This is a genomic window from Brevibacterium jeotgali, assembly GCF_900169175.1.
In the GTDB taxonomy this organism is placed as follows: domain Bacteria; phylum Actinomycetota; class Actinomycetes; order Actinomycetales; family Brevibacteriaceae; genus Brevibacterium; species Brevibacterium jeotgali.
In genome coordinates this window covers 1-25,241 of the sequence record NZ_FXZM01000016.1, presented here as the reverse complement: position 1 = coordinate 25,241, position 25,241 = coordinate 1, and the positions used below count along the sequence as shown (strand labels likewise).

Sequence of the window (25,241 nt, the reverse complement as noted above, 5' to 3'; positions counted from 1 at the left end):
CCGCTCACGCCTGCGTGAACCGCCTCCGGTAGGACGTGGGCGTCGTGCCGTACTGCGCGACGAAGCGCTGGCGGAACGTGACCGGATGTGCGAAGCCGCACTCGCCCGCGATGCGGGCGATCGACCACGACGTGGTCTCCAGCAGCGAGCGGGACTGATCGAGTCGCCTCGACCGGACCCATGACGCGGGGCTGGTGCCCGTCACCTCCTGGAACCGGCGCGTGAAGTTCCGGCGGCTCATGTGGGCCCGATCCGCCAGGTCGTCGACGACGAGGGGCCGGTCGAGGTGCGCGAGTGCCCACTCGATCACCTCGCCGAGCATGCCGTGCCCGTCCTCCGAGGGCAGCGGGCGTTCGACGTACTGCGCCTGTCCGCCCTCGCGGTGCGGGGCGATGACGAGCTGGCGGGCGATGCGCGACGCCGCAGAAGCCCCCAGATGCTCGCGGACGATATGCAGGCAGGCGTCGAGGGCCGAGGCCGTGCCGGCAGACGTGAGGACGTCTCCGTGGTCGATGTACAGAGCGGACTGCTCCACGATCACTCCGGGGAAGCGGTCGGCGAAGGCATCGGTCGCCGACCAGTGGGTGACCGCTGCACGGCCGTCGAGAGTGCCCGTCTCCGCCAGTGGGAACGCACCCAGGCAGAGCCCCACCACTGAGGTGCTCCGGCTGTGCGCCCTGCGGACGAGGTCCGTGAGGGCGACGGGTGCGGGGCGCAGGTCCTCGTGCCAGGACGGGAGGACCAGGAGATCTGCGTCCCGCGCCGCGCTCGGATCCTCGACGGGTGAGAGCTCGATCCCCTCTGCCGTGCGGATGGTGCCGCCGGTCTCGCTCCACAGCACGACCTCCCACCCATCGGCGAGACCCAGCCTCGTCACCTCCCTGAAGACCGTGACGGGGGCGGTCGTGTGGAAGAGGGAGATCCCGTCGAAGACGTGGACTGCGATCTTCACGTGGCCCGATTCCATCGATACTGCGCATTCATGCCACTCACGGTACCCGCCCCGGCAGGGGGATGCTGGATGCGGCAGCAGCACACCACAGCACACACCACAGCAGGAGGAACCACCATGGCCGCACCCCGCCGCGCCCTCATCGTCGTCGACGTGCAGAACGACTACTTCGATGCCGAGGGCCCTCTCGCCATCCAGTACCCGCCGCGCGACGAGTCGCTCGCGAACATCGTGCGCGTCCTCGAAGCGGCCCAGCCGGCCGGAGTGCCGACCGCGGTCGTGGCGCACCAGTACCCGGAGGGCTTCCCCGTGTTCGCCGAGGGATCGGAGGGGCAGAAGGTCCACGCGGATGTGGAGGCGCGCGCGCACGACGGGTGGAAGCGTGCCACGAAGTCGCTCGCGAGCGTCTTCCCGGAGACCGACCTCGAAGCCTGGCTGCGTCAGACCGGCGCCGACACGATCACGCTCGTCGGCTACATGACCAACAACTGCATCCTGGGAACGGCGGCGGATGCCGAGCGCCTGGGCGTGGACGTCGAGGTCCTGTCCGACGCCACCGGCGCGGTCAACCTCACGAACGCGCAGGGGAGTGTTCCGGCCCAGCAGGTCCACGAGACCCTCATGACCCTGCTGAACTCCAACTTCGCCGCTGTCGCCGACACGAAGACATGGCTGCAGGCACTGGAATCGGGTGAGGCCATCGAGGGCAGCAGTCTGCCCGCCTCCGCCTCTGCCTCCGCCACGGGGGCCTGAGCCCGCAGAGTGCGATGCCCCCGACCCTGCGGTCGGGGGCATCGCGCGTCCTGGACGACGAGGTCCGGGCGCGGACAGGCGACCGGGACCTCGGCGCCGGTCTTCTCAGCCGTCCTGGTCCACGGCGACAGCCGAGGACGACTGCGCGGGCAGCCAGCCGGCGATGATCGCACCGACCACCAGGCCCGCGCCGGCCAGCGCCGCTGCGACGACGAACGGGTCGCCGGAGTGGAGCGACGGCGAGAAGCCGATGCCCACGCAGACGGCGACGCCTGCGGAGCCGCCCAGCTGATCGGCCGCGCGCTGCACGCCTGAGGCGGTCCCCGCGTCGTCATCGGTGACTCCACTCACCGCGACGTACTGCAGGCCGACGATGCCCAGGCACATGCCGGCGGCGATGAGCAGCATCGGCAGGAGCATGGCCATCGGACCCGCCTCGGCCGATGCGAGCACGCCGATGAGGGCCATCGCCGCTGCTGTCGACCCCAGGCCGATGAACACGCACATGCGCGCACCCCAGCGATTCAGCAGCCGGGGCACGACGAGCGACAGGGCGATGAGTCCGATCGCCAGCGGCAGCATGGTCAGGCCCGCCCGCAGCGGCCCCAGCCCCAGCCGATCCTGCAGATGGAACGTGAACAGCAGGAACGAGGTCGACAGCGCGCCGCTGAGCAGCATGGTGGTGAGATTCGCGGTGACGCGGCCTCGGTGTGCGAGCAGTCGGAGCGGCAGCAGCGGGTTCCGTGCGCGCGATTCGACGCGGACGAAGCCGATCCCCGCGAGCAAGGAGGCGCCCAGCGCGGCCGGCGTCACCCAGGCCGGGACGGTCGGCTCGCCCGCCTCCACCACGCCGAAGGTGAAGAGCAGGGGGCAGGCGGTGAGCAGGAGAGCGCCGACCAGGTCGATCGGCTCCCTGCCGCGGGCGCTCGGACGGTCCCGGTCCACGAGCAGCGGAGCGGCCGCGATGACGACGGCGATGAACGGCACGGAGACGAGGAAGATCCACCGCCACCCGAGCAGGGAGGTGAGGACGCCGGACAGGACGAATCCGAGCACGAGGCCGCAGCTGGCGACCGCGGCCCAGACGGCGAGCGCGCGTGACCGGCGCGGGCCCTCGGGGAATGCCAGGACGATGGTGGACATCGCTGCGGGCAGCGCGATCGCTTCGCCCGCGCCCTGGAGGAGGCGCGCGACGACGAGGGTCGTGAACGTCGGCGCCAGTCCGGCCAGCAGCGATGCGGCGCCGAACAGGGACGTGCCGATGAGCAGGGTGCGACGGCGTCCCAGCAGATCACTCAGTCTGCCGCCGAGCATCATGAGGCCGCCGCCGGTGAGCGTGTAGCCGATCACCACCCACGTGAGTGATCCGCTGCTGACGCCGAAGTCGTCGCCGATCGTCGGCAGCGCGATGGTCACGACGGTGACGTCGACGGCGATGAAGAACTGGAGGAGGGACATCGCGCACAGCAGCAGGAGGGCACGCGTGGGGGAGGGGGTCTGGGGGACAGGTGTACGAGGTGAGGAATGGTGTCTGAAGGACACGGAGTGCTCCGGAATGACGAGGGGTCACCGAGCAGCATGGGACAGCCGCTTCGGTCTGATCACGAAGCGGCCGGACGCCTCAGGTGGCGTGGATCCTCAGGAGAGTCGAATCCTCAGCGGATCGACTGGTCGCGCGGTCGCACCGCGCGGACTGGAGGACGACGTCAGTGAGAGCGTCCCGCCGCGGGGCGGGACGTCCGGGTGACGGCGCAGGAGGCTGCGGAAGCTGCACACATGGGGGTGACGCTATCACCGCCCCTCCTGCTCGAGGAAGCCGCGGAGGATCGTCTCCGTCCCGCGTGCGTGGTCTGCGGCCAGTGCCGCTGCTGCCTCCGCGTCACCGTTCAGGATCGAGTCCACGAGGGCGTGGTGCTGGTCGTTCGCGTGGTCGAGGTTCGCCGCCATCATCGGGATCCGGTCGAGCATCGCGTTCACCTGCGCTCTGTTCTCCGTGATCGCCCTGGTGAGGCTGGGGATGCCCGCCAGTTCTGCGATCGCGATGTGGAAGCGGGAGTCATAGGCCCGATATTGATCCAATGGGGCATCTGCGCAGGTCCGCCGCAGTTCGTCGATGCGCCTCCGCTGCTCGGCGCTCATGTCCGCCTCTGCGGCCAGCCGCGCGGCCTCGCGCTCCAGCAGTTCGCGGAACCGCAGGGCGTCGTCCAGCTCCTCGTCGCTCACCGGTGCCGCGCCCGGTGCGTGCTCGGAGGGGAGGCGCACGACCTCCGTGCCGCCGTAGCGCCCACGTGAGACCTTGACGATTCCGGCTTCGCGGAGCTCCTGCAGGGCGACGCGCAGTGTCGCCCGGGAAACCCGCAGCGCGGTCGCCAGGTCGCGTTCCGGCGGCAGCTTGTCGCCCACCAGGTAGGTGCCGATGCTCAGTGCGCGCAGCAGCTTCGCGAGCGTCTCCTCGAACGCATTCGTCGCCACCGCCGAATCCGGCGAGAACTCTTGACGGGTCATGTGCGCCACATTACAGTCTTCTCCAGTAATGGTTCACTGCCGAACCATTAACCTTCATCCTCCCGAGGAGCGCGCATGGCACGCGACCTGTCGAACCGCAGCACGAAGAACATCGGATACAGCGAGGTGGGCTCCGACTATCTCGCCCACCGCCAACTGAAGAAGGGTGCTGCGGGCTGGATCCTGCTCGCGGGCCTCGGCGTCGCCTATGTGATCAGCGGCGACTTCTCCGGCTGGAACCTGGGGCTCGCGCAGGGCGGGTGGGGAGGGCTCCTCATCGCCTTCCTCCTCATGGGTCTCATGTACGTCTGCATGACACTGGGCCTGGCGGAGATGTCCTCCACCCTCCCGACCGCCGGTGCGGGCTACGGCTTCGCTCGGCGTGCCCTCGGCCCACTGGGCGGGTTCACGACCGGCATGGCGATCCTCATCGAGTATTCGATGGCACCGGCCGCGATCTCCACGTTCATCGCGGGCTACGTCCAGGCGCTCGGCATCCTCCCGGAGTCGGTGCCCGCATGGACCATCTATCTGGTCGCCTACCTCGTCTTCGTCGGCATCCACATCTGGGGCGTCGGCGAAGCGCTGCGGCTCATGTTCGTCATCACTGCCGTCGCGGTCGTCGCCCTCCTCGCCTTCGTGTTCGGCATGATCGGCCACATCGACACGGCGAACCTCTTCGACATCGCCCCGACGGACGCGGCGGGCGCATCGTCCTTCCTGCCGTTCGGGATCCCCGGCCTGCTGGGCAGCCTGGTGTTCGGCATCTGGTTCTTCCTCGCCATCGAGGGCGTTCCGCTCGCCGCAGAGGAATCCGCCAACCCCAAGCGGGACATGCCCCGCGGCATCATGACGGCGATGGGCATCCTCGTGGTGTTCGGCGCACTCATGCTCCTCATCGTCCCCGGCACCGCTGGTGCGGCTGCGATGGGCGAATCCGACAATCCGCTGCCGGAGGCCATCCGCCACGTCTACGGCGAGAACTCCGCACTGGCGACGTTCGTGAACTGGGCGGGTCTCGCCGGCCTGGTCGCCAGCTTCTTCTCGATCATCTTCGCCTACTCCCGCCAGCTGTTCGCCCTGTCGAGGGCGGGCTACCTGCCGCGCTTCCTGTCGCTGACCGGCAAGCGCAAGACGCCGTACATCGCACTGATCGTCCCCGGAACGATCGGCTTCATCCTGGCCGTCGCCACCGGCGGCAACGGCGGGATCCTGCTGAACGTCGCCGTGTTCGGCGCGACCGTCTCCTACGTGCTCCTCAACCTGTCGCACATCATGCTGCGGATCAGGGAGCCCAGGCTGGAGCGCGGGTACCGCACCCCCGGCGGCATCGCCACGACGTCCATCGCGCTGGTGCTCGCCGCCATCGCCGTCGTCGCCACGTTCGTCGTCGATGTGCTGGCCGCCGGCATCGCAGCGGGCGTGCTCGTCCTGGCGATCGCGTACTTCTGGTTCTACTCCCGCCACCGCCTCATCGCGAGCGCACCGGAGGAGGAGTTCGCCCAGCTCGCAGCCGCCGAGGACGAGCTGTCCTGATGCCCGCAGTCCCCCATCCGATCCCCGCACCGCGACGAAGGGCCCACACCATGCATTCCCACCATGCCGCTCGCTCATCGGACGGCTATCTGCCGATCCCCACCGGATACACGGATCGCCAGCGAGTGGCGACGGGCTCGAATCCCGTGCCCTTCCTCACCGTCGAGGAGCTCAGCGATCTCGTCGACACGGGCGAGATCGATACGGTCGTCGTCGCGGCGACGGACATCCAGGGCAGGCTCCAGGGGAAGAGGCTGGGAGCCCGCTTCTTCCTCGAGGATGCGCTGGACCACGGGACGGAGGGCTGCAACTACCTGCTCGCCGTCGACGTCGACATGAACACGGTCGACGGCTACGAGATGTCCTCGTGGGAGACGGGCTACGGGGACCTCGTCTTCAAGCCGGACCTCGCGACGATCAGGCGGATCCCGTGGCAGCCGGGCACGGTGCTCGTCACCGCGGACATCACGTGGACGGACGGCGCCCCCGTGGTCGCGTCTCCGCGCCAGATCCTCGCCCGTCAGGTCGAGCGCCTGCGTGCGATGGGCCTGGAGGCGTTCGCGGGCACGGAGCTCGAGTTCATCACCTTCGACACGAGCTACGAGGACGCCCAGCGGGCCGACTACCGCGACGTCGTCCCCGCGAATCTCTACAACGTCGACTACTCACTGCTGGGCACCGCCCGGGTCGAGCCGCTGCTGCGCGACATCCGCAATTCGATGTCCGGTGCCGGCATGTACGTGGAAGGTGCGAAGGGCGAGTGCAACCCCGGTCAGCACGAGATCACCTTCCGGTACGCGGACGCGCTCCGCACGTGCGACAACCACTCCGTCTACAAGAACGGGGCGAAGGAGATCGCAGCCCAGCACGGGAAGTCGATCACCTTCATGGCGAAGTACAACCAGCTGGAGGGCAGCTCCTGCCACGTCCACCTGAGCCTGCGCGACACCGAAGGGGAGTTCGTCCTCGCCGGCGACCGGCCCCACGGCTTCTCGCAGCTGATGGAGCACTTCATCGCGGGTCAGCTCGCTGCGATGAAGGAGTTCACGTACTTCTTCGCGCCCAACATCAACTCCTACAAGCGCTTCGTGGAGGGGTCGTTCGCCCCCACCGCCGTCGCGTGGGGCTTCGACAACCGCACGTGCGCCTTCCGCGTCGTGGGCCACGGCCCGTCGCTGCGCGTCGAAGCCCGCGTGGGCGGTGCGGACCTCAACCCGTACCTCGCGACGGCTGCACTCATCGCGGCCGGCATCCACGGCATCGAGAACGAGCTGGAGCTCTCTCCCATCACAGAGGGCAACGCGTACACGGGCGACGCGGAGCGCCTGCCGACGACCCTGCGCGGAGCCCGCGACCTGCTGGCGGACTCGCAGCTGGCGAAGGACGCGTTCGGCGACGACGTCGTCCGCCACTACGTGAATGCCGCGGACGTCGAGCTGCAGTCGTTCGAGTCGACCGTCACCGACTGGGAGCTGCGCCGTGGCTTCGAGCGCCTCTGACCCCGCTGCTGCGGCCGCTGCGGTCACTGCGGATGCCGCGGTCAGTGCGGCCGCTGCGCACCGCCGCCCGCTCGTGGGCGTCACGACCTATATGCAGGACGCCGCCTGGGGCGTGTGGAGCACGGAGGCCGTCGTCCTTCCCGCCGAGTACGTCCGCATGGTCGTCACCGCGGGAGCCGTGCCGGTCCTGCTGCCCCCGCACGGCACGGACACGTCCGTCCTGGACGCGCTCGACGGCCTCATCCTCACCGGCGGGGCGGACGTGGGGCCGGACCGCTACGGTGCGCAGCCCCATCCCCGCACACAGGCCCAGCCCTGGCGGGATGACCACGAGTTCGCCCTCTTCGCCGCGGCCCGCGACAGGGGCCTCCCGGTACTGGGAATCTGCCGCGGCCTCCAGGTCGTCAATGCCGCCCTGGGCGGCACGCTCCATCAGCACGTGCCCGAGGTCCTGGGCACCGACCGCTACCAGCCCGCCCCCGGTGAGTACGGACAGATGATCGCTCGCACGACGCCGGGCTCCCGGATCGCGGCAGTGGTCGGGGAGTCGATCACCGCCCCGTGCTATCACCACCAGTCCGTCGATCGGGTGGGCGACGGACTCACCGTCACCGCCCACTCGGACGACGGAGTCATCGAGGTGCTCGAGGGCGCGACGGATGAGCCGTGGCTGCTCGCCGTCCAGTGGCATCCCGAGCACAACCCCGTGGACGTCCGCGTCGTCGCCGCCTTCGTCGACGCTGCGCGGACGCATGCTGCGCGGGGCAACGCCACCTCAGGCCACGCCACCTCAGGCCACGCCACCGCGAGCCGCGACTCCTCGGGCCACGACACCTCGGGCCACGGCACGGCGTCCGCCGCCGAGGTGCCCGCTGGCACCCCGTCCCGCTCACCCCGCGTCGATCCTCAGGAGGGAACCTCCGCATGACCACGACCACTGTCCTCAATCCCGCCACAGCAGAGCCGATCGCCGAGCTCGAGCGCACCGACCTCGCAGGGACGGACGCCGCGATCGAGCGCGCGCAGCGCGCCTTCGCGACGTGGCGTCGTGTCGCTCCGAGCGACCGCGCGCGCCTCCTGCGTCGGTTCGCCGCCGTCCTGGACGACCACGTCGACGAACTCGCGCAGCTCGAAGTGAAGAACGCGGGCCACACGATCGGCAACGCCACGTGGGAGGCGGGCAACGTCCGCGACGTCGTCGAGTACTACGCGGCGGCGCCGGAGCGGTTGTCGGGTCGCCAGATCCCCGTGGACGGCGGCGTCGACCTCACGTTCAAGGAGCCGCTGGGCGTCGTCGGCGTCATCGTGCCCTGGAACTTCCCCATGCCGATCGCCGGCTGGGGGTTCGCACCCGCGCTGGCCGCTGGCAACACCGTCGTCCTGAAGCCCGCCGAACTCACGCCGCTCACTGCGGTGCGGATCGGGGAGCTGGCGCTGGAGGCCGGCCTGCCGGAGGGAGTCCTCACCGTGGTCCCCGGGAAGGGATCCGTCGTGGGGGAGCGGTTCGTCACCCACCCCGCCGTGCGGAAGGTCGTCTTCACGGGGTCCACAGAGGTGGGTCGCGGGATCATGCGCGGCTGCTCGGACCAGATCAAGAACCTCACGCTGGAGCTCGGCGGCAAGAACGCGAACATCGTGTTCGGTGACGCAGACCTCGAAGCCGCTGCGGCCTCGGCGCCGGGCGGGGTGTTCGACAATGCGGGGCAGGACTGCTGTTCGCGGTCGCGGCTGCTCGTCCAGTCGCACGTGTACGACGCGTTCATGGAGCGTCTCGAGGCGGCGGTCCGGGCCTACACGGTCACCGATCCGTCGGATCCGGCGGCGGACATGGGTCCGCTGATCTCTGTGGGGCACCGGGATTCGGTCGCGGCGTACGTGGAGTCGGGCGAGGTGGCGTTCACCGGCACCGCACCGGACGGGCCCGGGTTCTGGTTCCCACCGACCGTCCTCACCCCCGGCTCGACCACAGCCCGGGACTTCACGGAGGAGATCTTCGGCCCCGTGCTCTCCGTCGTGCGGTTCGAGACGGAGGAGGAGGCCCTGCGGATCGTCAACGACACGGACTACGGGCTGTCGGGCTCGATCTGGACCCGGGACCTGGACCGGGCGATGAGGGTGTCCCGGGCGGTGGAGGCCGGCAATCTGTCGGTGAACTCGCACGCGTCCGTGCGGTACTGGACGCCCTTCGGCGGCTACAAGCAGTCCGGTCTGGGCCGCGAGCTGGGACCGGACGCCGTGGATGCGTTCACGGAGACGAAGAACGTGTTCTTCGCGATCGGCGACTCGCCGGCTCGGTGACACGCGGAGACTGACCAGCGCACTGTGCACGACTCAGGCCGACAGCGCACACCGCACACCGCACAGTGCGACGAGACGACTGCAGAGACTCAGAAGGAGTGGACATGGTGGAGAAGACGATCGTGTCGGAACGATTCGCGGGGAAGACCGCCGTCATCACGGGTGGGGCATCCGGGATCGGATTGGCGACCGCACGGAGACTCACGGCGGAAGGCGCGAAGGTCGTGATCGGCGACCTCGATGAGGAGAAGGGGCCGCAGATCGCGGATGAGCTGGACGGCCTGTTCGTCTCCGTGGACGTCACGGAGGAGGAGCAGGTGAAGAACCTGTTCCAGCGGGCGAAGGACGCTTTCGGCAGCGTCGATGTCGCCTTCAACAACGCTGGGATCAATCCGACGGATGACTCGTCGATCCTGGACACCGGCATCGATGCGTGGTCACGCGTCCAGACGGTCAACCTCACCTCCGTCTACCTGTGCAGCAAGTACGCACTGACCCACATGGTCGAGCAGAAGTCCGGTTCGATCATCAACACGGCATCGTTCGTCGCGCTTGTGGGGGCGGCGACCTCGCAGATCTCCTATTCGGCGTCGAAGGGCGGGGTGCTGTCGATGAGCCGTGAGCTGGGCGTCCAGTTCGCGAAGGACGGCATCCGCGTCAACGCCCTGTGTCCCGGCCCGGTGAACACTCCGCTGCTGCAGGAACTCTTCGCGTCCGACCCCGTCGCGGCGCAGCGGAGGCTCGTCCACGTGCCCGGCGGTCGGTTCGCAGAGCCGGAGGAGATCGCCTCCGCCGTCGCGTTCCTCGCCAGCGACGATGCCTCGTTCGTCAACGCGACGTCCTTCACGGTCGATGGAGGGATCACGGGCGCCTACGTCACGGCGGAGTGAGGCCGGCCCGGCGGAGTGCGGTCGGCCCGGCGGAGTGCGGTCGGCCCGGGAGTATCGGTCTCGTGATCGAGCGCTGTCGGCGACGTGTACCGTGCAGGTAGCCGCCCGAGATCGTGTGTTCCCCGGTCCTGTGCGTGCACGTCGAACCCCTTCTTCGGAAAGGACCTCTCCATGCCAGTCCGCATCATCGTCATCCAGCACGAGGACGGCACGGATGCCCGCCGTTTCGGGCGCTGGCTGGAGGCGGCGGGCGCCACTCTGGACGTGCGGCGCCCCTACCGCGAGGCGAAGTCCTGCGGCGCTGTCGATCGGGACGCGGCGCTCGCCCATCTGCCCACGCTCGCGGAGCTTCGGGAGCCGGGGGTCGGCCTCGTCGTGCTGGGCGGCCAGGACGGGCCCATGGACGATGAGCGGAATCCGTGGTTCCCGGCGGTCCGGGAGCTCCTTCTCGCCTCGGTCGCAGGGCAGTTCACGAGTGTGAACGTGTGCCTGGGAGCAGAGATGCTCGCCGAGGCCCTGGGCCACCCCGTCATCACGCGCGACCTGCCGCAGGTGGGACTCATGACCGGCCGCCTCCGTGCGGAGGCGGCGGACGACCCGCTCTTCTCGCACGCTCCGGCAGAATTCCCCGTCGTCCTGTGGCACGGGCTGCAGATGGAGCTGCCGGACGCGGCGACACACCTGGCCGACGGGACGGACGCGCCGATCCAGGCGTTCCGCATCGGTGCCGCATGGGGAACGCAGTTCCACCTGGAGGCCGACGCGGCGCTGCTGCGCGGGTGGGCCGACGACGGCTCGTCGCTGCCGGATGGCCTCACGGTCGATGAGGTCGTCGCCCCGGTCGCGGACGCGGAGCCCGGGCTCCAGGAGGCGATGGAGCCGGTCGCCCGCGCGTTCGTGGAGCTCCTCGCAGCGGAGCGGTGACGCGGACCCGGTCCGGGCGGACGGCCGCGGCGCGTGCGTCCTCCGGCAGGTGGTGGCGCGAGGGACGGGCGCACAGTTCGAGGGGCGGGCGTACACGGGCGGCCGTCGGACTGCTGACCCGTCCCTCGCGTGGGGGAGGGCGCCTCAGCCCAGGGACAGCCAGTTCTCGCGTGTGAGGGAGGCGGCTCGATGCCCGTCGCAGGCGAGCAGGGTCTCGATGATCGCCTCGTGCTGTCGCGCAGACGCGGCGACCGTCTCCGCATCGAAGTGCAGGAATTCCGCCCGCAGGAGGACGGGGACGAGGGTGTCCAGCTGGCCGGGCAGCAGGGGATTGCCGGATAGGCCGACCACGACGTCGTGGAAGTCGGTGTCGGCGGTGATCGCGGCCTCGGGATCGGCGGCGGAATCCAGCCGAGCGTTCGCCGCGCGCAGGCGTGCGATCGCGGACTCGTCACCCGCGGCGTGCGGTGCCGCCAGTCGCGCCGCCAGTCCGTGCAGCTCGGCGGCGATGGTGCGCGCGTGGGCCAGGGCGACCGGGTCCTCGGGCGCAACGATCGTCTCTCTGCCGGGCTTCGCTGTGACGAGACCGGCCTCCGCGAGCTTCAGCAGAGCCTCGCGCACCGGAGTGCGCGATACCCCCAACCAGGCGCCGAGCTCACCGTCACGCAGCTTCTCGCCGGGCTGCAGCTCGCCGCGAACGATCGTGTCGCGGATCCGCCGGTACACGTCATCGCGCAGAAGGGTGCGCGGGGTGAGGCCGGGACCGGTGGGGATGGGCACAGCAGCTCCTCGATCATCGTGTTCCGGGCGTGGACAGCGCTCCCGGTGTGTGCCAGTGTATGACGTGCAGCATGCGATATATTACATAACGCCAGCCGAGTGGTCGGCAGTGGAGCCGACTCACCCACTCACGCACCTGAGGAGACGTCATGGCCACCGCAGATCTGCCCCGATACCCACTCACCTTCGGCCCCAGCCCCGTCCACGAACTCCCGCGCCTCGCCGCGCATGTGGGAGGGGAGAACGCGCCGCGGATCTTCGCGAAGCGCGAGGACGTGAACTCGGGCCTGGCGTTCGGCGGAAACAAGACGCGGAAGCTGGAGTACATCGTCCCGGACATCGTGGAATCCGGCGCGGATACGCTCGTGTCGATCGGTGGATACCAGTCGAACCACACGCGTCAGGTCGCTGCCGTCGCCTCTCACCTGGGCCTCAAGGCACGGCTCGTGCAGGAGCGGTGGGTCGACTGGGATGATCCGGTCAACGACAAGGTGGGCAACATCGAGCTGTCCCGGATCATGGGCGCGGATGTGCGTCTGGATGATGCCGGCTTCGATATCGGGATCCGCGATTCGTGGCAGCAGGCGCTCCGCGAGGTCGAAGAAGGCGGCGGCAAGCCGTACCCGATCCCCGCAGGCGCTTCCGAGCACCCACTGGGCGGCGTGGGATTCGCGAACTGGGCGCACGAGCTCGTCGCCCAGGAGCAGGAGATGGGCCTCTTCTTCGACACGATCGTCGTCTGCGTCGTGACCGGCTCGACCCAGGCGGGCATGATCGCAGGCTTCGCGGAGATCCAGGATGCCGGCGGACGTCCCCGCAGGGTCATCGGCATCGACGCCTCCGCCACTCTGGACAAGACGGTCGACCAGGTCACGCGCATCGCGAACACGACTGCGGAGAAGATCGGGCTGGGTCGTGCGATCCGCGAGGACGAAGTCGTCATCCGCTCCGGATGGGAGGGTCCTGCCTACGGCATCCCCGACGAGTCGACGATCGAAGCGATCCGCACGACCGGCGAGCAGGAGGGGGTCATCCTCGACCCCGTGTACGAGGGGAAGTCGATGGCGGGCCTCTTCGGGCTGATCCGTGCGGGCGAGCTCACGGCGGACAACACAGTCCTCTACGCGCACCTGGGCGGCCAGTTGGCGCTGAACGCGTACAGCAGCATCCTGGAGGGGTGAGGCGCCCCCGCGGTCGCTGCGCAGGTGCCTGGCTGCGCAGCTGCCTGGCTGCGCACCGTGAGGGACGGGTCAACGGTTCGAAGGACAGTCGTCTGCAGGTGTCCCTCGAACCAGCCGGCCGTCCCTCGCGGTTCGCGCGGGGTGTGAGGGCGTAAGGATCCGAGGGGCGTCGAACGCCCGGATCGCGCCCGGATCGCGCTGGTGTCAGGAGCTGTCACGTGGTGGAGCGCACGAACTGTCACGTGGTGGAGCGCACCGCGCGCTTGATCTCATGGAACATGGTGGGCGAGAACAGGTCGGCCCAGGTGAGCTGATAGACCCGGTAACCGAGGTTGCGCAGCTGATAGTCCTGCCGACGTTCGCGACGGGCTCGTGCAGCACCGGCCTCCCCGTCGGTGTACTTGATCTCCCGGTTCACCTCGACGATGACTCTGGCCTCCCGATGGAGGAAGTCGACGCGAGCGATGAATCCCTCCTCGTTCGTGCCGAAGCCGACCTGCGGCACGAAACCGACGATGTCGTACTCGTGGAAGCGGACTGCGCAGATGGACTCCGCGGGGGATTCTCGCAGAGGATCTGCCAGGGCGAATGCAGTGCGCGCTCGCACCGAACCGCGGCGGCGACGAGTCGACGCGCGCATGTCGTCCAGCTCGTCCGACGTCAGCAGGCCGGCTCGGAGCGCGTGGTCGATCATCGCCAGGGAGACGTCGAGCGGATAGTCGCGCGCGACATCGAGGAGGGTCTGGCGCACTGTCGTGACGCGCGCGCCATCGAGCTCGGTCACCGCGTCAGGCCCCAGCGCTCTCTTCCGCACGATGAGCTGTCGGTACCTGCATGCTCGTGAGGGGCGGGCCGCCTCGGCTCGCCTCTGGACCGAGCGCGTGATCGGCATGTCCCAGAGCAGCGCCGCAGACAGGTGAGAGAGTGCGCAGTCGTCAGGAAGCGAATCGCCGTACGAGTGGGCGAGGAAGCGCAGTCGCGCGATGTCCCCGCGCAGACCCGCGGTGTCCATGTCCGTGAAGCGGGCCGCCGTGGTCCCATCGGCGAGCCGACGCAGCTCGACGTGTGCGGCGGCACTGCAGTGCGACCGGAGCACGTACACGCCTCGACGCACTCTGGTGAGGCAGCAGCGGAGTGCTCCCTCGAGCTCTGAGCGCGAAAGCCCTGCACGATCGATGTCTCTGCGGGTGACGGCGGGGTCCATCTGTCGACGGTCGCCGTCCGGCGCTGCGGGGGCAAGGCCCCGGTCACGTCTGTGGAAAGCGAGCGCCTCAGCCGCGTGGCTGTGACCGCGAGTCGACGCCGAGCACGAGCGCCCACGGGGAGCGCCCACCAGGAGCACCCACGGGGAGCGCCCACCAGGAGCGCCCACGGGGAGCGCCCTCCCGGAGCGCCCACGGGAAGCGCCCACCGCGAGGGACGGGTCGGCGGTTCGGGGGACCCCGGAGCGCGGACGGCCCTCGAACCGCCGACCCGTCCCTCGCGGGGTGAGCCCGGCGGGAGGGGCTGCGATCCCGTGAGGGGCCGGACCTCTCGCCCCCAGAAGAAGCCGCTCGTGATCTCCTCCGGCTCCTTGGCCAGCCCATTGTCCGTTCGTTCCCTCTGACGTCGCCCTGTCGCTGTCACCAGCAGGGCGGGGTGGTCGACACGCTTCGTCGACCACCCCGCGCACCACTCGTCGCAGACCGATGAGCACCGTCTTCGTCGCCGTGCACTCGTCGAGCGATTTCTGGCACTACTCGCATCTGCCCGCCCGTCGTAAGGCGTATGCGTGCCCGGAACGCCTGTCGAAGGGCGGCGACGCCATGAGCGGAAGCGGCGGCCCCTGGGCGAACTCAATCGTCAATACATCATTGACCTATCGCGATCGAGTGAGTAGCTTGAGGCGAGGTTGAAGTTACGACCGGTATAATATGGGAAGTGTTCACCGTGCGAACGATGCACTGCGCGAAGGAGCGGTAGGTCCTCGGTTCACAAGGTGAATGCTCAATTCTGTTGAAGATCAAAGGAGATTTTCATGTTCACTTCTGTGAAAAAGCTCGGTGGACTCGCCGCCGTCTCGGGGCTCGCGTTGTCTGTCACTGCATGCCAGGGAGTTTCGAGTACGGAGGCGGAGTCGGGGGCCTCGTCGTGGCAGGGTGCGAACTACATGCCGGAGCAGAACTCATTCAGCAGGGCGATCGATAACGTCGCGGACTATCTGGATGAGACTGGAGTCGCCGAAGTCGAGATGTTCCATCAGGAGGCGCTTCTGGGGGCCGCTGACATATTGCCGGGTGTCGCGGACGGCAGAGCCGACATCGGCATGATCAACCCGTTCTACTACCCAGGGGAGCTTCCCCTCACCAATGTGGCGAGTGTTCCGTTCGTCTCACAGGACCCCTGGGCGCACACGACTGCTCTCAATGGGATGTATGAGTCAAACGAGTCCCTGCAGGCTGAATATGAGAATGCGGGCATCGAGCTCATCACGTTCGCGCCAGTCTCCACGACCATCCTCGGAGCTGGCGAACCGATCGACACGTTCGAAGATCTGGACGGTATGAAGATCCGTTCGGTGGGCCTCATGTCGGATGCGCTATCCGCGGCGGGTGCGAACCCGATCTCCATGCCTGCGGGCGAGATCTACCAGTCGATGGAGCAGGGAGTCGTCGACGGATACACCTCGTATCCCTTCGACATCTCGGTCCAGAACAGTTATCAGGAAGTCGCGCCGAACGTGCTCGACCCCGGCACTGGTGTTTACAGCGTGGGTGCGATTCTCATGAACAAGAGCACGTGGGATTCGCTTTCCGATGAGCAGCGCGCGGACATCGAGTCGAACCGTCGGGCGTTCGCGGACGCAGCCGGAGAAATGGTTGCAGACGATCTGAAGACCGAATGCGATGCATTCCTCGAGACGGACGGGACGCTCACCAAGCTGCCCGACGAGGAGATCGACAAGCTCAAGGAGGCCTCGGGTGACTCCCTCATCGAGGCCTGGAAGAACGACGCGGTCGCGACTGGCCTGGACCAGGCGGAAGTTGATGCGTACTTCGACGAGTTCACTGCAGCTCTCGATACACATGAATCGGCCTCGGAAATGGACCTCTCGGTTCAGCCCTGCATCGACAAGGCGGCGTGAGCGTCCACGCTATGGGAGACCAGCAGCCCATAGCTGGAGGGAGGCAGAATGTTCGTACTTGATCGAACAGCCAAATACGTGTCGCTCGTCCTCGCAGTGACCGCTGCGAGCGTGATCGCCGTCATCATGGTCATGACGACGGCTGACGTGATCAAGCGTTTCCTGACGGGGGCGTCGATACCTGGGACCACGGAGTTCAGTGGGGTCTTCCTGGTCGCAGCGGTCTACTTCGGATTGGCATACGCGATGCGGACAGGTGCTCATGTGGGTGTCGACCTGGTCGTCATGCGGCTTAGGGGCGGGGCCGCGAAGGCGGTCAAGCTCGTCGGGCTCATCGTGGGCACCGGGATCCTCGCATGGATGCTGGTCGAAACGACCGGTGCCGCAGTCCATTCGATCTCCGTGAATGAGTATCGCTACGGCATCGTCAAGATTCCGATCTGGCCAGCCAAACTCGCGATTCCGATCGGACTTGCGGCGCTGATCTTGGAATGCATCGTGACATTGCTCAAGGTCGTGCGTGGAGAACGTGCGGCTAGCGGTGACGAGCCCTCGATCGATGGCGCTCCGCGGAACGTGACGGGGGTCTGACGATGGAACCGATCATCCTCATGGTTGTGCTCGGAGCAGTTGTCGTCCTCCTGGCGCTTTTGGCAACCGGAATACCCGTTGCGTTCGCGCTCGCCGCGGCGGGCTCGCTCGGACTGCTCGTCCTGTCCGGTACGGACATCCTCTCCTCGACGCTGGGCAACCTGCCATATCAAGCGACAGCCCAGGTCACCCTCGTCGTCATTCCGATGTTCGTTCTCATGGGTGTATTGGCAGAGAAGGCGCGCATTGCGGAAGACGTCTTCATCCTGGGTCATCGCATGCTCAGGCGGCTTCCCGGAGGTCTCGCACTCGCTTCCTTGTTCGCGTGTGCGGCATTCGGTGCGGTATCCGGATCCAGCGTTGCGACGACAGCGACCATAGGTCGTATGTCGATCGGGCAGATGCAGAAGTATGGGTACAGCACGGCGTTCGCCGCAGGAGTGGTCGCAGCCGGTGGCACCCTCAGCTTCCTCATCCCACCCAGCATTGTGCTGGTCGTCTACGCGCTGATGACGGGCGAGTCGGTGGGGCGCATGCTCACGGCGGGGATTGTCCCTGGCATCGTCACGGTCCTGGTGTTCGGTACCCTCATCATCACGAGGTCTATCCTCAACCCTGAGAGCGTCGGTGGTGCGAGCCGAAGGGTCAGGGCGGCTGCGGCTGAGATCCAGACTCCGGTGATGGTGGGCCGCTCGGCCAGTGCGGTGGGCGAGAATGCAGGGGGATCGTCGTCCAGTACTCCGCGTACTGCTGATGATGCTGACGCTCTGTTCGACGAGATGGCCGAGAAGCGTCGAGGCTATTCGGGTGCGGTGAAGATCGCCATTCTCTTCACCGTCGTCATCGGCGGGATCTACACGGGGATCCTTACCGCCACCGAATCAGCCGCAGCGGGCGCAACCGTTGCATTCATTATTATACTCCTCGAGGTATCCCGTGTGGGATTCTCTGGCCTCATGGCGCTTATCAGGGATTCGTTCTCTGAAGCCGCATCGGTGTCGAGCTTCATTTTCGCGATACTCATCGGCGCCAGCATCTTCACGTATTTCCTTGTGAGTGCTGGTGTGCCGCGGGAGTTTGCGAACTGGGTGATCGGCATGGATCCGCCACCGTATCTCATCATTATCCTGTTGCTCGCGCTCATGATCCCGCTGGGGATGTTCCTCGACTCGCTTTCGATCCTGCTGATCGTCATTCCGCTTGCGTACCCGGTCGTGACGGGCCTGGGATTCGACGGGGTCTGGTTCGGGATACTCATGATCAAGCTGATTGAGCTGGGTCTTATCACGCCGCCCGTGGGAATGAATGTGTTCGTTCTCGCAGGCACGAAGGGTGTGACACTCGAAGATGCGTTCAAGGGGGTTATGTGGTTCATTCCAATGGATGTAGCGGTAGTCGCCATATTGTTTGTTTTCCCTGATCTGGTCACGTGGCTGCCAGATATGATCCAGAATTGACTGCCAGATAGCCCTCATGTTGCGCGCCAAATTTTTCTAGAAGGAGATTAACTCGTATGTTACGCCGAGAGATTCTGCGCCCTGACGGAAGTATTTCCGGTGATTCGGGGCCAGTATTGAGTATCCAGGAGACCCTCGACGCACTCGAACGGATGCTGCTGTCGAAGAGGATCGACGAAAGAGCTTTCAGCTTGCAGCGGCAGGGGCGGATGGGAACGTACTCCGCGGTTCGCGGACAGGAGGCGTCCGTCGTCGGGAGCAGTCTGGCGCTGGATCCGTCCGTCGACTGGATCGTTCCCCAGTACCGCGAGTTGCCTGCACTGCTGCGCCACGGTCTGTCGATCGAGGGATTCCTGTCGTACTGGAAGGGCAACTCAGAGGCTGCGCGGATTCCGGACGGAGTGAAAGTGCTCCCTCCGCAGATCGGTCTCGCCGCGCAACTCCCGCACGCAGTGGGCCTGGCCTGGGGCCTACAGCTGCAGGGAGATCCGGGTGCTGTCATGACGTTCATCGGCGATGGCGGGTCGTCCGAAGGTGACTTTCACGAATCGCTCAACCTCGCCGGCGTCATGAAGGCCCCGGTGGTCTTCCTCCTGCAGAACAATGGCTGGGCGATCTCGACCCCCCGCTCGAAGCAGTCTGCGGCGGATACGTTCGCATCGAGGGGGGAGGGCTACGGGGTCCCGTCGATCCTGGTGGATGGGAACGACCTTTTCGCGGTCAGCGCCGCCGCTCGTGAAGCTGTTGGGCGCGCGAAGTCCGGCGAAGGTCCAACTCTCATCGAATCGCAGACGTATCGCCTTGGTGCGCACAACACTGCGGACGACCCGTCGAAGTACGTGGATTCTGGCGAGAAGCTCCAGTGGGAGGAACTCGATCCGATACCCCGAGTCATCTCGTATCTCAGAGCCCGGGATGCGATCACCGATGCTGAGATCGACGACATTGAAGCTCGCAACGAGGCGGAGGTCGCGCGGGCGGTCGACGTGCTCGACACGATCGGACCGGCGTCGGCGGAGACTCTTTTCGACCATGTGAGCTCGACGATGAGCATCCGGCTGCGCAGGCAGCGGGACCAGATTCTGAAAGGTGCGTCCCGATGACAACCATGACCATGATCGAGGCAATTCGGTCGACGATCCGACAGGAGATTCTCCGCGACGAGAAGGTGATGGTCCTCGGGCAGGACATCGGCAAGCTCGGAGGTGTCTTCCGGGCCACCGAGGGTCTGCAGGCGGAGTTCGGCGAGGACCGCATCGTCGACATGCCGCTCGCGGAGGCGTCCATCGTCGGTTCAGCCGTCGGCCTCTCGCTCTCCGGACTCAACCCGATCGCGGAGATCCAGTTCCTGGGGTTCGCCCAACAGGCATATCACCAGATCGTGCCGCAGCTGGCTCGCTTCAGATTCCGGTCGCAAGGGCGGTACTCGACGGGAGTGACCATCCGCGCGCCGTTCGGTGGGGGAGTCCGCGCTCCAGAGCTGCATTCGGACGCGATCGAATCGCAGTTCACCAGTGTGCCGGGACTTCAGGTCGTCCTTCCTTCCACGCCCGCGGACGCGAAGGGGCTCCTCACCACGGCGATCCGCAGCGAAGATCCTGTGCTGTTCTGCGAACCCCTCAAGGGGTATCGCCTGGTCAAGGGGGATGTGCCAGACGACGACTACTCGATCCCCTTCGGAGAGCTCCGGATTGCGCGAGAAGGGACCGACGTCACGCTCTTTGCGTGGAGTGCCGCTGTTCAGCTGGCGGAAAAAGCTGCCGAATCATTGGCGAGTGAGGGGATCTCCGCACAGGTGGTGGACCTGCGCACGCTGGTGCCGCTCGACGTCGACGGAATCCGTGAGGTCGTCTCCGCCACTGGTCGCGCCGTCGTCATTCACGAAGCACCTCTCACGTCTGGGTACGGCGCCGAGGTCGTGTCGACGATTCAGGAGGAGGCCTTCTATTCGCTGGAGGCACCTGTTGCGCGAGTTGCGGCTCCGGACGTCCCGTACCCGAACATCGGGATCGAAGAGGTTTTCATTCCGAATGTGGACCGCGTCGTATCTGCGGTCCGTGAGGTGGTGAGTGCAGAATGAGTTCGTTCGAGTACAGGCTCCCAGACGTCGGGGAAGGACTGGACGCTGCTGAGATCATCACATGGCACGTGTCTGTGGGAGACGCGATCGTGCCGGACCAAGTGCTCGCCGACGTGGAGACGGACAAATCGGTGGTGGAGGTCCCGTCTCCCGTGGAGGGGACCGTCGCGGAGCTGACCGGTGCGCCCGGGGATCTCATTGATGTAGGCGCGGTGTTCGCAATCATCACCGTGTCCGACGAAGCCACGCATGAACCTGCGCCTGCGTCCCCGCCGTCACCGGACGAGGGGGACCCCTACGCGACGATGGCGGCGCCGGAAGCGGAGACCGCGGCGACAGCACAGGACGGCGTCGGTGAGGGTCCCTCGGCAGCAGGAGCCGGCGAGAGCGATGCGCTGGTGACTCCTCGGCGAGTTCTCGCGTCGCCCGCGACGCGCAGAGTGGCACTCGGCCTTGGTGTTGATCTGGCCTCGGTCCGGGGAAGCGGGCCGGGTGGACGGGTGACGAAGGACGACGTCCATCGGCACATTGACGATGCAGGGTCCTCGTCCGCCGGGTCGGAGCCGGCGGTGGCAGACGATCCACCATCCGCCGCGACACGGCCGGCGCCGCCCGAATCCCGCGATACCACGGTGACTCCGCTGCGCGGACTGCGACGCCAGATCGCGAAGAACATGGTGGCCTCGTGGACATCGGTGCCGCACATCACGGACTTTCGTGAGGTCGACGCCACTGCGCTCGTGGCAGCCCGCCGTACAGTGAATGCGCACCTGGCGGACTCCGGACGTGACGAGAAGATCACGTTCCTGCCGTTCCTGGTGCGCGCGGTGTCGATCGCTCTCGCAACGTCGCCGAAGTTCAATGCGAGCCTCGATATGGAGGGCGAGGAGATCTCGTACTTCGGGCCGCGCAATATCGGCCTGGCGGTGTCGACAGACGCAGGGTTGTTCGTCCCGGTCCTCAAGAACTCCCAGGCGATGTCGCTGGTGGGGATCTCGCAAGCGTCCGAAGCGCTGGCGGATCGGGCACGGAACAGGACCATCTCCAGCGAGGAGATGTCCGACGGAACGTTCACCATCACCAACTACGGCTCGTACGGTGGATGGTTGGGAACTCCCATCATCCGACCTCCAGAGTCGGCGATCGCCGGCTTCGGGAAGATCGAGGATCGCGTAGTCGCGGTGAACAGTGCTCCTGCAGTGAAGCCGATCCTGCCCCTTGCAGTCTCTGCTGACCACAGACTGATCGACGGTGCTGATATGGGCGTCTTCCTTCGGACACTGACCAATCTGCTCGAAGACCCGGTGCGGATGATGGCGGAGGACTTCTGATGGTAGTCGGAGAAATGCCGGAGGGCCTGGACTTCCTCGTGATCGGTGGGGGGCCTGGTGGGTACACAGCAGCGCTCGAGGCCGCCGCACGGGGACGATCGGTCACACTCGTCGACCGGGCAGGTGCAGACGGAATCGGTGGGACATGCTTGCTGGAGGGGTGCATCCCCAGCAAGGCGCTCATAGAGGTGGCGGACCTGCGACACCGGTCGCTCGACTTCGCCGGCGGCGCTCTGGGATTCGACAGCGCGGTGCCACCGGATCTGACTCGCTTCCAGGAGTGGAAGAACGGCATGGTCGCGCGGCTGTCCTCGGGCGTCCGCAGCCGTCTGACCAAAGCCGGAGTGACCATTGTCGCCGGGAGTTTCACCTTCACTGGGCCGCAGCGCGGCGTCATCGAGTTGGACGGTGATGCGCCCCCACAGCACGTGGAGTTCGAGGGCGCAGTCATCGCCGTGGGATCGACCGTCACACAGATCCCGCCCCTGCCGTTCGATGGCGAGACCGTCTTCGACGCGGCTGGGATCCTCGACGTCTCGGAGCTGCCGGAACGACTCGTTGTCGTCGGTGGTGGGTACATCGGGATGGAGATCGGGACGGCGCATCGGAAGCTCGGCAGTGACGTCACCGTCGTCGAGGCCGCAGAGACGATCCTGCCGGAGATGCCGCAGGCCGCGCAGAAGCATGTGGCTCGGAGGGCCTCGAAGCTGGGCATCGAGGTACTCACGGGACACACGGCGCAGGGTCGCGATGCGGACGGTATCGTCATCGCTGATGACAGCGGTGCCACACGGACACTCCCCGCTGATGCGGTGCTCGTAGCCGTTGGGCGCAGACCGGCCACGCGAGACCTGGGTCTAGCGGCGGTCGGGATCACAGCAGATCCTGCGGGACTGATCCCTGTTGGCCCGGACGGTCTCGCCGCGCCGGGCATCGCAGCCGTGGGTGACGTGGTGGCCGGCCCGGCACTCGCCCACAAAGCGATCGCAGAGGCGCGCGTGGCCGTGGATGCGCTCTGCGGCCGTCCTGCAGCGATGGTGTCCACTGCGATCCCGTTGGTGGTCTTCAGCGATCCTGAGGTCGCTGTGGTCGGGGTGACGGAGTCTGCGGCGCAACAGGAAGGTATGTCGGTGTCCGTTCTGCGCATGCCTATCGGAGCATCCGGACGAGCGGCGACGATGGGGTCGACTGACGGGGTGGCAGAGATCGTCGTCGACGTTGACACAGACGCCGTAGTGGGGGGTGTCCTGGTGGGCCCCCACGCGTCAGAGCTGATCGGCGAACTGACACTCGCCGTCGAGATGGCTGCTGCTCCGGCGGACCTCGCGCTCACCATCCATCCGCATCCGACACTGTCGGAGATGCTCCAGGACACCGCCGGACTGGCGTCTGACCCCACTATCTGAATCTCGTACTAGGGTGCGAGTCACCGCGTGAGCAGTGAGTGCACCAGGAAGCAGGAACGAACATGACGAAGATGGCCGTATTGCGCGAAGTCGGAGCTCCGCTCGAGATCCTCGACCTCGATCTGCCGGAAGTCGGTCCGACCGATGTCCGGGTGCGCATCGCCGCAGCAGGTGTGTGCCACTCCGACCTCTCGTACATCAACGGGACCGTTGCGTCACAGTTGCCCGTCGTCCTCGGGCACGAGGCCTCGGGCTACGTGTCCGAAGTGGGCTCGGACGTCGAGGGCCTTTCCGAGGGGCAGCCCGTGGTGCTCAATTGGGCACCACCATGCCGCGAATGCTGGTTCTGTCAGAACGACGAACCGTGGCTGTGCTCGGCGGTGGAGAAGGCCGGGACCTCGGCTCCGTATACGACGATGGATGGTGGTTCCACCCTGCACAAAGCGCTGGGAGTCGGGGCCTTCGCGGAAGAGGTCGTGCTCCCCGCGAACGCAGTCGTCCCCATCCCCGACGGGATAGACATGGCACACGCGGCGCTCTTGGGATGTGCAGTACTGACCGGCGTGGGTGCGGCGATCAACACCGCGGGGGTACAGGAGGGGCAATCCGTTCTGGTCCTCGGACTGGGCGGCATCGGCCTGTCAGTCGTGACGGGTGCGCGACTGGCCGGTGCGTCGCAGATCATCGCAGCCGACGTGTCTGAGGCCAAGCGGGACTTTGCCATGCAGATGGGTGCCACAGACTTCGTCCTGTCCAGCGATTCGCTGCACAAGGATGTACGCGGGCTCACCGACGGCAGGGGAGTCGACCACGCTTTCGAATGCGTCGGTCGGTCCATAACGATGAAGGCCGCCTACAAGTCGACTCGACGCGGGGGCGCGTGCACCGTCGTGGGTGTCGGTCGGAAGGACGACGAGCTCAGCCTCAACGCGATGGAGATCTTCCACTTCAACAGAAGCTTGCGGTCATCGGTGTTCGGTTCGAGCGACCCGGCGAAGGATATACCGTCCATGGTGACGAAGATGAGCGACGGAGACCTCGACCTCGAGTCGATGATCTCGCACCGTATCCGACTAGACGAGCTGATAGCCGGGTTCGAACGAATGGGCCAGGCTGAAGGTGCCAGATCCGTCGTGGTGATGGACGACTGAGAGGTGTGCATTGGACGGAAGACGACCGGAATCGAAGAAGCGGCGGACTGCGCGACGGGAATTCGACCGGATCGACCTTGAACTGATCAAACTTCTCATCGACGATCCGCGGCGCTCTCAGCGTGCGCTCGCGAAAGAAGTGCGCCTGTCGCCCCCTGCAGTGGCGGAACGCATCACCCATCTCGAATCGTCCGGTGCCATCACGGGGTACTCGGCTCAGGTCGACCTTGCTGTGCTGGGATATGGGTTGACTGTCTATGCGGACGTCTCCCGTGAGTTGGGTCCCGATCACCGCGAACAGTCTCTGAAACTGACGGAGATCGACGAGGTCGAGAGCGTGATCCTTACGACAGGCCCGCACGATCTGATGCTGAAGATCAATGTGAAGGACCGCGATCACCTGAATGAAGTCCTCTTCGAGAAGCTGATTGAGGGAACCGTCAGGATCCGCCAGTCCAACACGCGCGTCAGTCTCGCCGAATTCAGCAACAGTGACTTCCGAGAGAAGATCCTCGATCGTCTGATCGAGGATTTGAACGAATGTGACGACGAGTGAAATTCAGGGGTAGGCACTCGCCGTCAATGAATACTGCAATACAGCCATCTGTCTGACAGAGAAAGAGGAGCAGTCAATGTCGATCTATCAGGTCCTCAACCCGGCGACCGGCGAAGTCGTGGAAACGTATCCGACTGCCACTGACGAGCAGATCGTCGAGGCGCAGGATCGGAGTGCGGCGGCGTTCACCGGTTGGTCGGAGACCACGGTGGCGGAGCGTGCCGCGA

General features: G+C 66.6%; 23 protein-coding genes. 18 read left to right on the top strand and 5 right to left on the bottom strand.

Going from position 1 to position 25,241, the window contains the following annotated elements; translation table 11 throughout:
- Positions 1 to 4 precede the first annotated feature (4 nt).
- Entirely contained in the window at positions 5 to 952 is a 948-nt protein-coding gene (locus tag BJEO58_RS13495) for a GlxA family transcriptional regulator (RefSeq protein ID WP_101590014.1), read from the bottom strand.
- A 117-nt stretch (positions 953 to 1,069) separates the two neighbouring features.
- Here BJEO58_RS13495 and BJEO58_RS13490 point away from each other — a divergent pair, with 117 nt between their 5' ends.
- Positions 1,070 to 1,705, top strand: a complete 636-nt coding sequence (locus BJEO58_RS13490; protein ID WP_101589992.1) for an isochorismatase family protein — start codon at positions 1,070 to 1,072, stop codon at positions 1,703 to 1,705.
- 105 nt (positions 1,706 to 1,810) lie between these two features.
- Here the strand turns inward: BJEO58_RS13490 and BJEO58_RS13485 are convergent, their stop codons facing one another.
- Both BJEO58_RS13485 and BJEO58_RS13475 read right to left on the bottom strand, forming a co-directional pair.
- Complete coding sequence (locus BJEO58_RS13485) at positions 1,811 to 3,163, bottom strand: MFS transporter (protein WP_101589991.1); 1,353 nt, start codon at positions 3,161 to 3,163, stop codon at positions 1,811 to 1,813.
- A 333-nt stretch (positions 3,164 to 3,496) separates the two neighbouring features.
- Positions 3,497 to 4,210 (bottom strand): FadR/GntR family transcriptional regulator, encoded by a 714-nt coding sequence (locus BJEO58_RS13475; protein WP_101589989.1) that lies wholly within the window; start codon positions 4,208 to 4,210, stop codon positions 3,497 to 3,499.
- 75 nt (positions 4,211 to 4,285) lie between these two features.
- Here BJEO58_RS13475 and eat point away from each other — a divergent pair, with 75 nt between their 5' ends.
- The 6 genes from eat to BJEO58_RS13445 all read left to right on the top strand — a co-directional run bounded on the left by eat (position 4,286) and on the right by BJEO58_RS13445 (position 11,357).
- On the top strand, positions 4,286 to 5,746 hold the full coding sequence (gene eat / locus BJEO58_RS13470) for an ethanolamine permease (protein WP_101589988.1): 1,461 nt from the start codon (positions 4,286 to 4,288) through the stop codon (positions 5,744 to 5,746).
- Between the two features lie 50 nt (positions 5,747 to 5,796).
- Positions 5,797 to 7,245: a glutamine synthetase family protein gene (locus BJEO58_RS13465; protein ID WP_101589987.1), complete on the top strand. Its 1,449-nt coding sequence runs from the start codon at positions 5,797 to 5,799 to the stop codon at positions 7,243 to 7,245.
- On the top strand, positions 7,226 to 8,173 hold the full coding sequence (locus BJEO58_RS13460; RefSeq protein ID WP_246075901.1) for a gamma-glutamyl-gamma-aminobutyrate hydrolase family protein: 948 nt from the start codon (positions 7,226 to 7,228) through the stop codon (positions 8,171 to 8,173). The genes BJEO58_RS13465 and BJEO58_RS13460 overlap by 20 nt, the downstream gene beginning before the upstream one ends.
- A complete protein-coding gene (locus BJEO58_RS13455; protein WP_101589985.1) occupies positions 8,170 to 9,543 on the top strand; it encodes an aldehyde dehydrogenase family protein in 1,374 nt (457 codons plus the stop codon). The genes BJEO58_RS13460 and BJEO58_RS13455 overlap by 4 nt, the downstream gene beginning before the upstream one ends.
- Before the next feature lie 104 nt (positions 9,544 to 9,647).
- A complete protein-coding gene (locus BJEO58_RS13450) occupies positions 9,648 to 10,433 on the top strand; it encodes a 3-oxoacyl-ACP reductase (RefSeq protein WP_101589984.1) in 786 nt (261 codons plus the stop codon).
- Between the two features lie 171 nt (positions 10,434 to 10,604).
- A complete protein-coding gene (locus BJEO58_RS13445) occupies positions 10,605 to 11,357 on the top strand; it encodes a type 1 glutamine amidotransferase (protein WP_101589983.1) in 753 nt (250 codons plus the stop codon).
- Positions 11,358 to 11,501: 144 nt separating this feature from the next.
- Here the strand turns inward: BJEO58_RS13445 and BJEO58_RS13440 are convergent, their stop codons facing one another.
- Positions 11,502 to 12,137, bottom strand: a complete 636-nt coding sequence (locus BJEO58_RS13440; RefSeq protein ID WP_101589982.1) for a GntR family transcriptional regulator — start codon at positions 12,135 to 12,137, stop codon at positions 11,502 to 11,504.
- 149 nt (positions 12,138 to 12,286) lie between these two features.
- Here BJEO58_RS13440 and BJEO58_RS13435 point away from each other — a divergent pair, with 149 nt between their 5' ends.
- Complete coding sequence (locus BJEO58_RS13435) at positions 12,287 to 13,318, top strand: 1-aminocyclopropane-1-carboxylate deaminase (protein WP_101589981.1); 1,032 nt, start codon at positions 12,287 to 12,289, stop codon at positions 13,316 to 13,318.
- 238 nt (positions 13,319 to 13,556) lie between these two features.
- Here BJEO58_RS13435 and BJEO58_RS13430 read toward each other — a convergent pair whose 3' ends face one another.
- The gene (locus BJEO58_RS13430) at positions 13,557 to 14,414 is read right to left on the bottom strand and encodes a type IV toxin-antitoxin system AbiEi family antitoxin (RefSeq protein ID WP_144573781.1); all 858 of its coding nucleotides are present in this window, start codon (positions 14,412 to 14,414) and stop codon (positions 13,557 to 13,559) included.
- A 921-nt stretch (positions 14,415 to 15,335) separates the two neighbouring features.
- On the opposite strand from BJEO58_RS13430, the gene dctP reads away from it, so the two are divergent.
- From dctP to BJEO58_RS13380, 10 genes are all read left to right on the top strand, one after another.
- Positions 15,336 to 16,442: a TRAP transporter substrate-binding protein DctP gene (gene dctP, locus BJEO58_RS13425; RefSeq protein WP_101589979.1), complete on the top strand. Its 1,107-nt coding sequence runs from the start codon at positions 15,336 to 15,338 to the stop codon at positions 16,440 to 16,442.
- A 48-nt stretch (positions 16,443 to 16,490) separates the two neighbouring features.
- Positions 16,491 to 17,033, top strand: coding sequence for a TRAP transporter small permease (locus BJEO58_RS13420; RefSeq protein WP_101589978.1), 543 nt, complete (start codon positions 16,491 to 16,493; stop codon positions 17,031 to 17,033).
- Between the two features lie 2 nt (positions 17,034 to 17,035).
- The gene (locus tag BJEO58_RS13415; RefSeq protein ID WP_101589977.1) at positions 17,036 to 18,490 is read left to right on the top strand and encodes a TRAP transporter large permease; all 1,455 of its coding nucleotides are present in this window, start codon (positions 17,036 to 17,038) and stop codon (positions 18,488 to 18,490) included.
- Positions 18,491 to 18,606: 116 nt separating this feature from the next.
- Positions 18,607 to 19,593, top strand: coding sequence for a thiamine pyrophosphate-dependent enzyme (locus BJEO58_RS13410; RefSeq protein ID WP_219617119.1), 987 nt, complete (start codon positions 18,607 to 18,609; stop codon positions 19,591 to 19,593).
- Positions 19,590 to 20,570 (top strand): alpha-ketoacid dehydrogenase subunit beta, encoded by a 981-nt coding sequence (locus BJEO58_RS13405; protein ID WP_101589975.1) that lies wholly within the window; start codon positions 19,590 to 19,592, stop codon positions 20,568 to 20,570. The genes BJEO58_RS13410 and BJEO58_RS13405 overlap by 4 nt, the downstream gene beginning before the upstream one ends.
- Entirely contained in the window at positions 20,567 to 21,901 is a 1,335-nt protein-coding gene (locus BJEO58_RS13400; protein ID WP_101589974.1) for a dihydrolipoamide acetyltransferase family protein, read from the top strand. The genes BJEO58_RS13405 and BJEO58_RS13400 overlap by 4 nt, the downstream gene beginning before the upstream one ends.
- Entirely contained in the window at positions 21,901 to 23,307 is a 1,407-nt protein-coding gene (locus BJEO58_RS13395) for a dihydrolipoyl dehydrogenase family protein (protein WP_101589973.1), read from the top strand. Before BJEO58_RS13400 ends, BJEO58_RS13395 begins: the two co-directional genes overlap by 1 nt.
- Before the next feature lie 62 nt (positions 23,308 to 23,369).
- Positions 23,370 to 24,458: a zinc-binding dehydrogenase gene (locus BJEO58_RS13390; RefSeq protein WP_101589972.1), complete on the top strand. Its 1,089-nt coding sequence runs from the start codon at positions 23,370 to 23,372 to the stop codon at positions 24,456 to 24,458.
- A 10-nt stretch (positions 24,459 to 24,468) separates the two neighbouring features.
- Entirely contained in the window at positions 24,469 to 25,014 is a 546-nt protein-coding gene (locus tag BJEO58_RS13385; RefSeq protein WP_101589971.1) for an Lrp/AsnC family transcriptional regulator, read from the top strand.
- Between the two features lie 76 nt (positions 25,015 to 25,090).
- Positions 25,091 to 25,241 (top strand): aldehyde dehydrogenase family protein (locus tag BJEO58_RS13380; protein WP_145997553.1); only part of this gene is annotated, 151 nt, incomplete at its 3' end.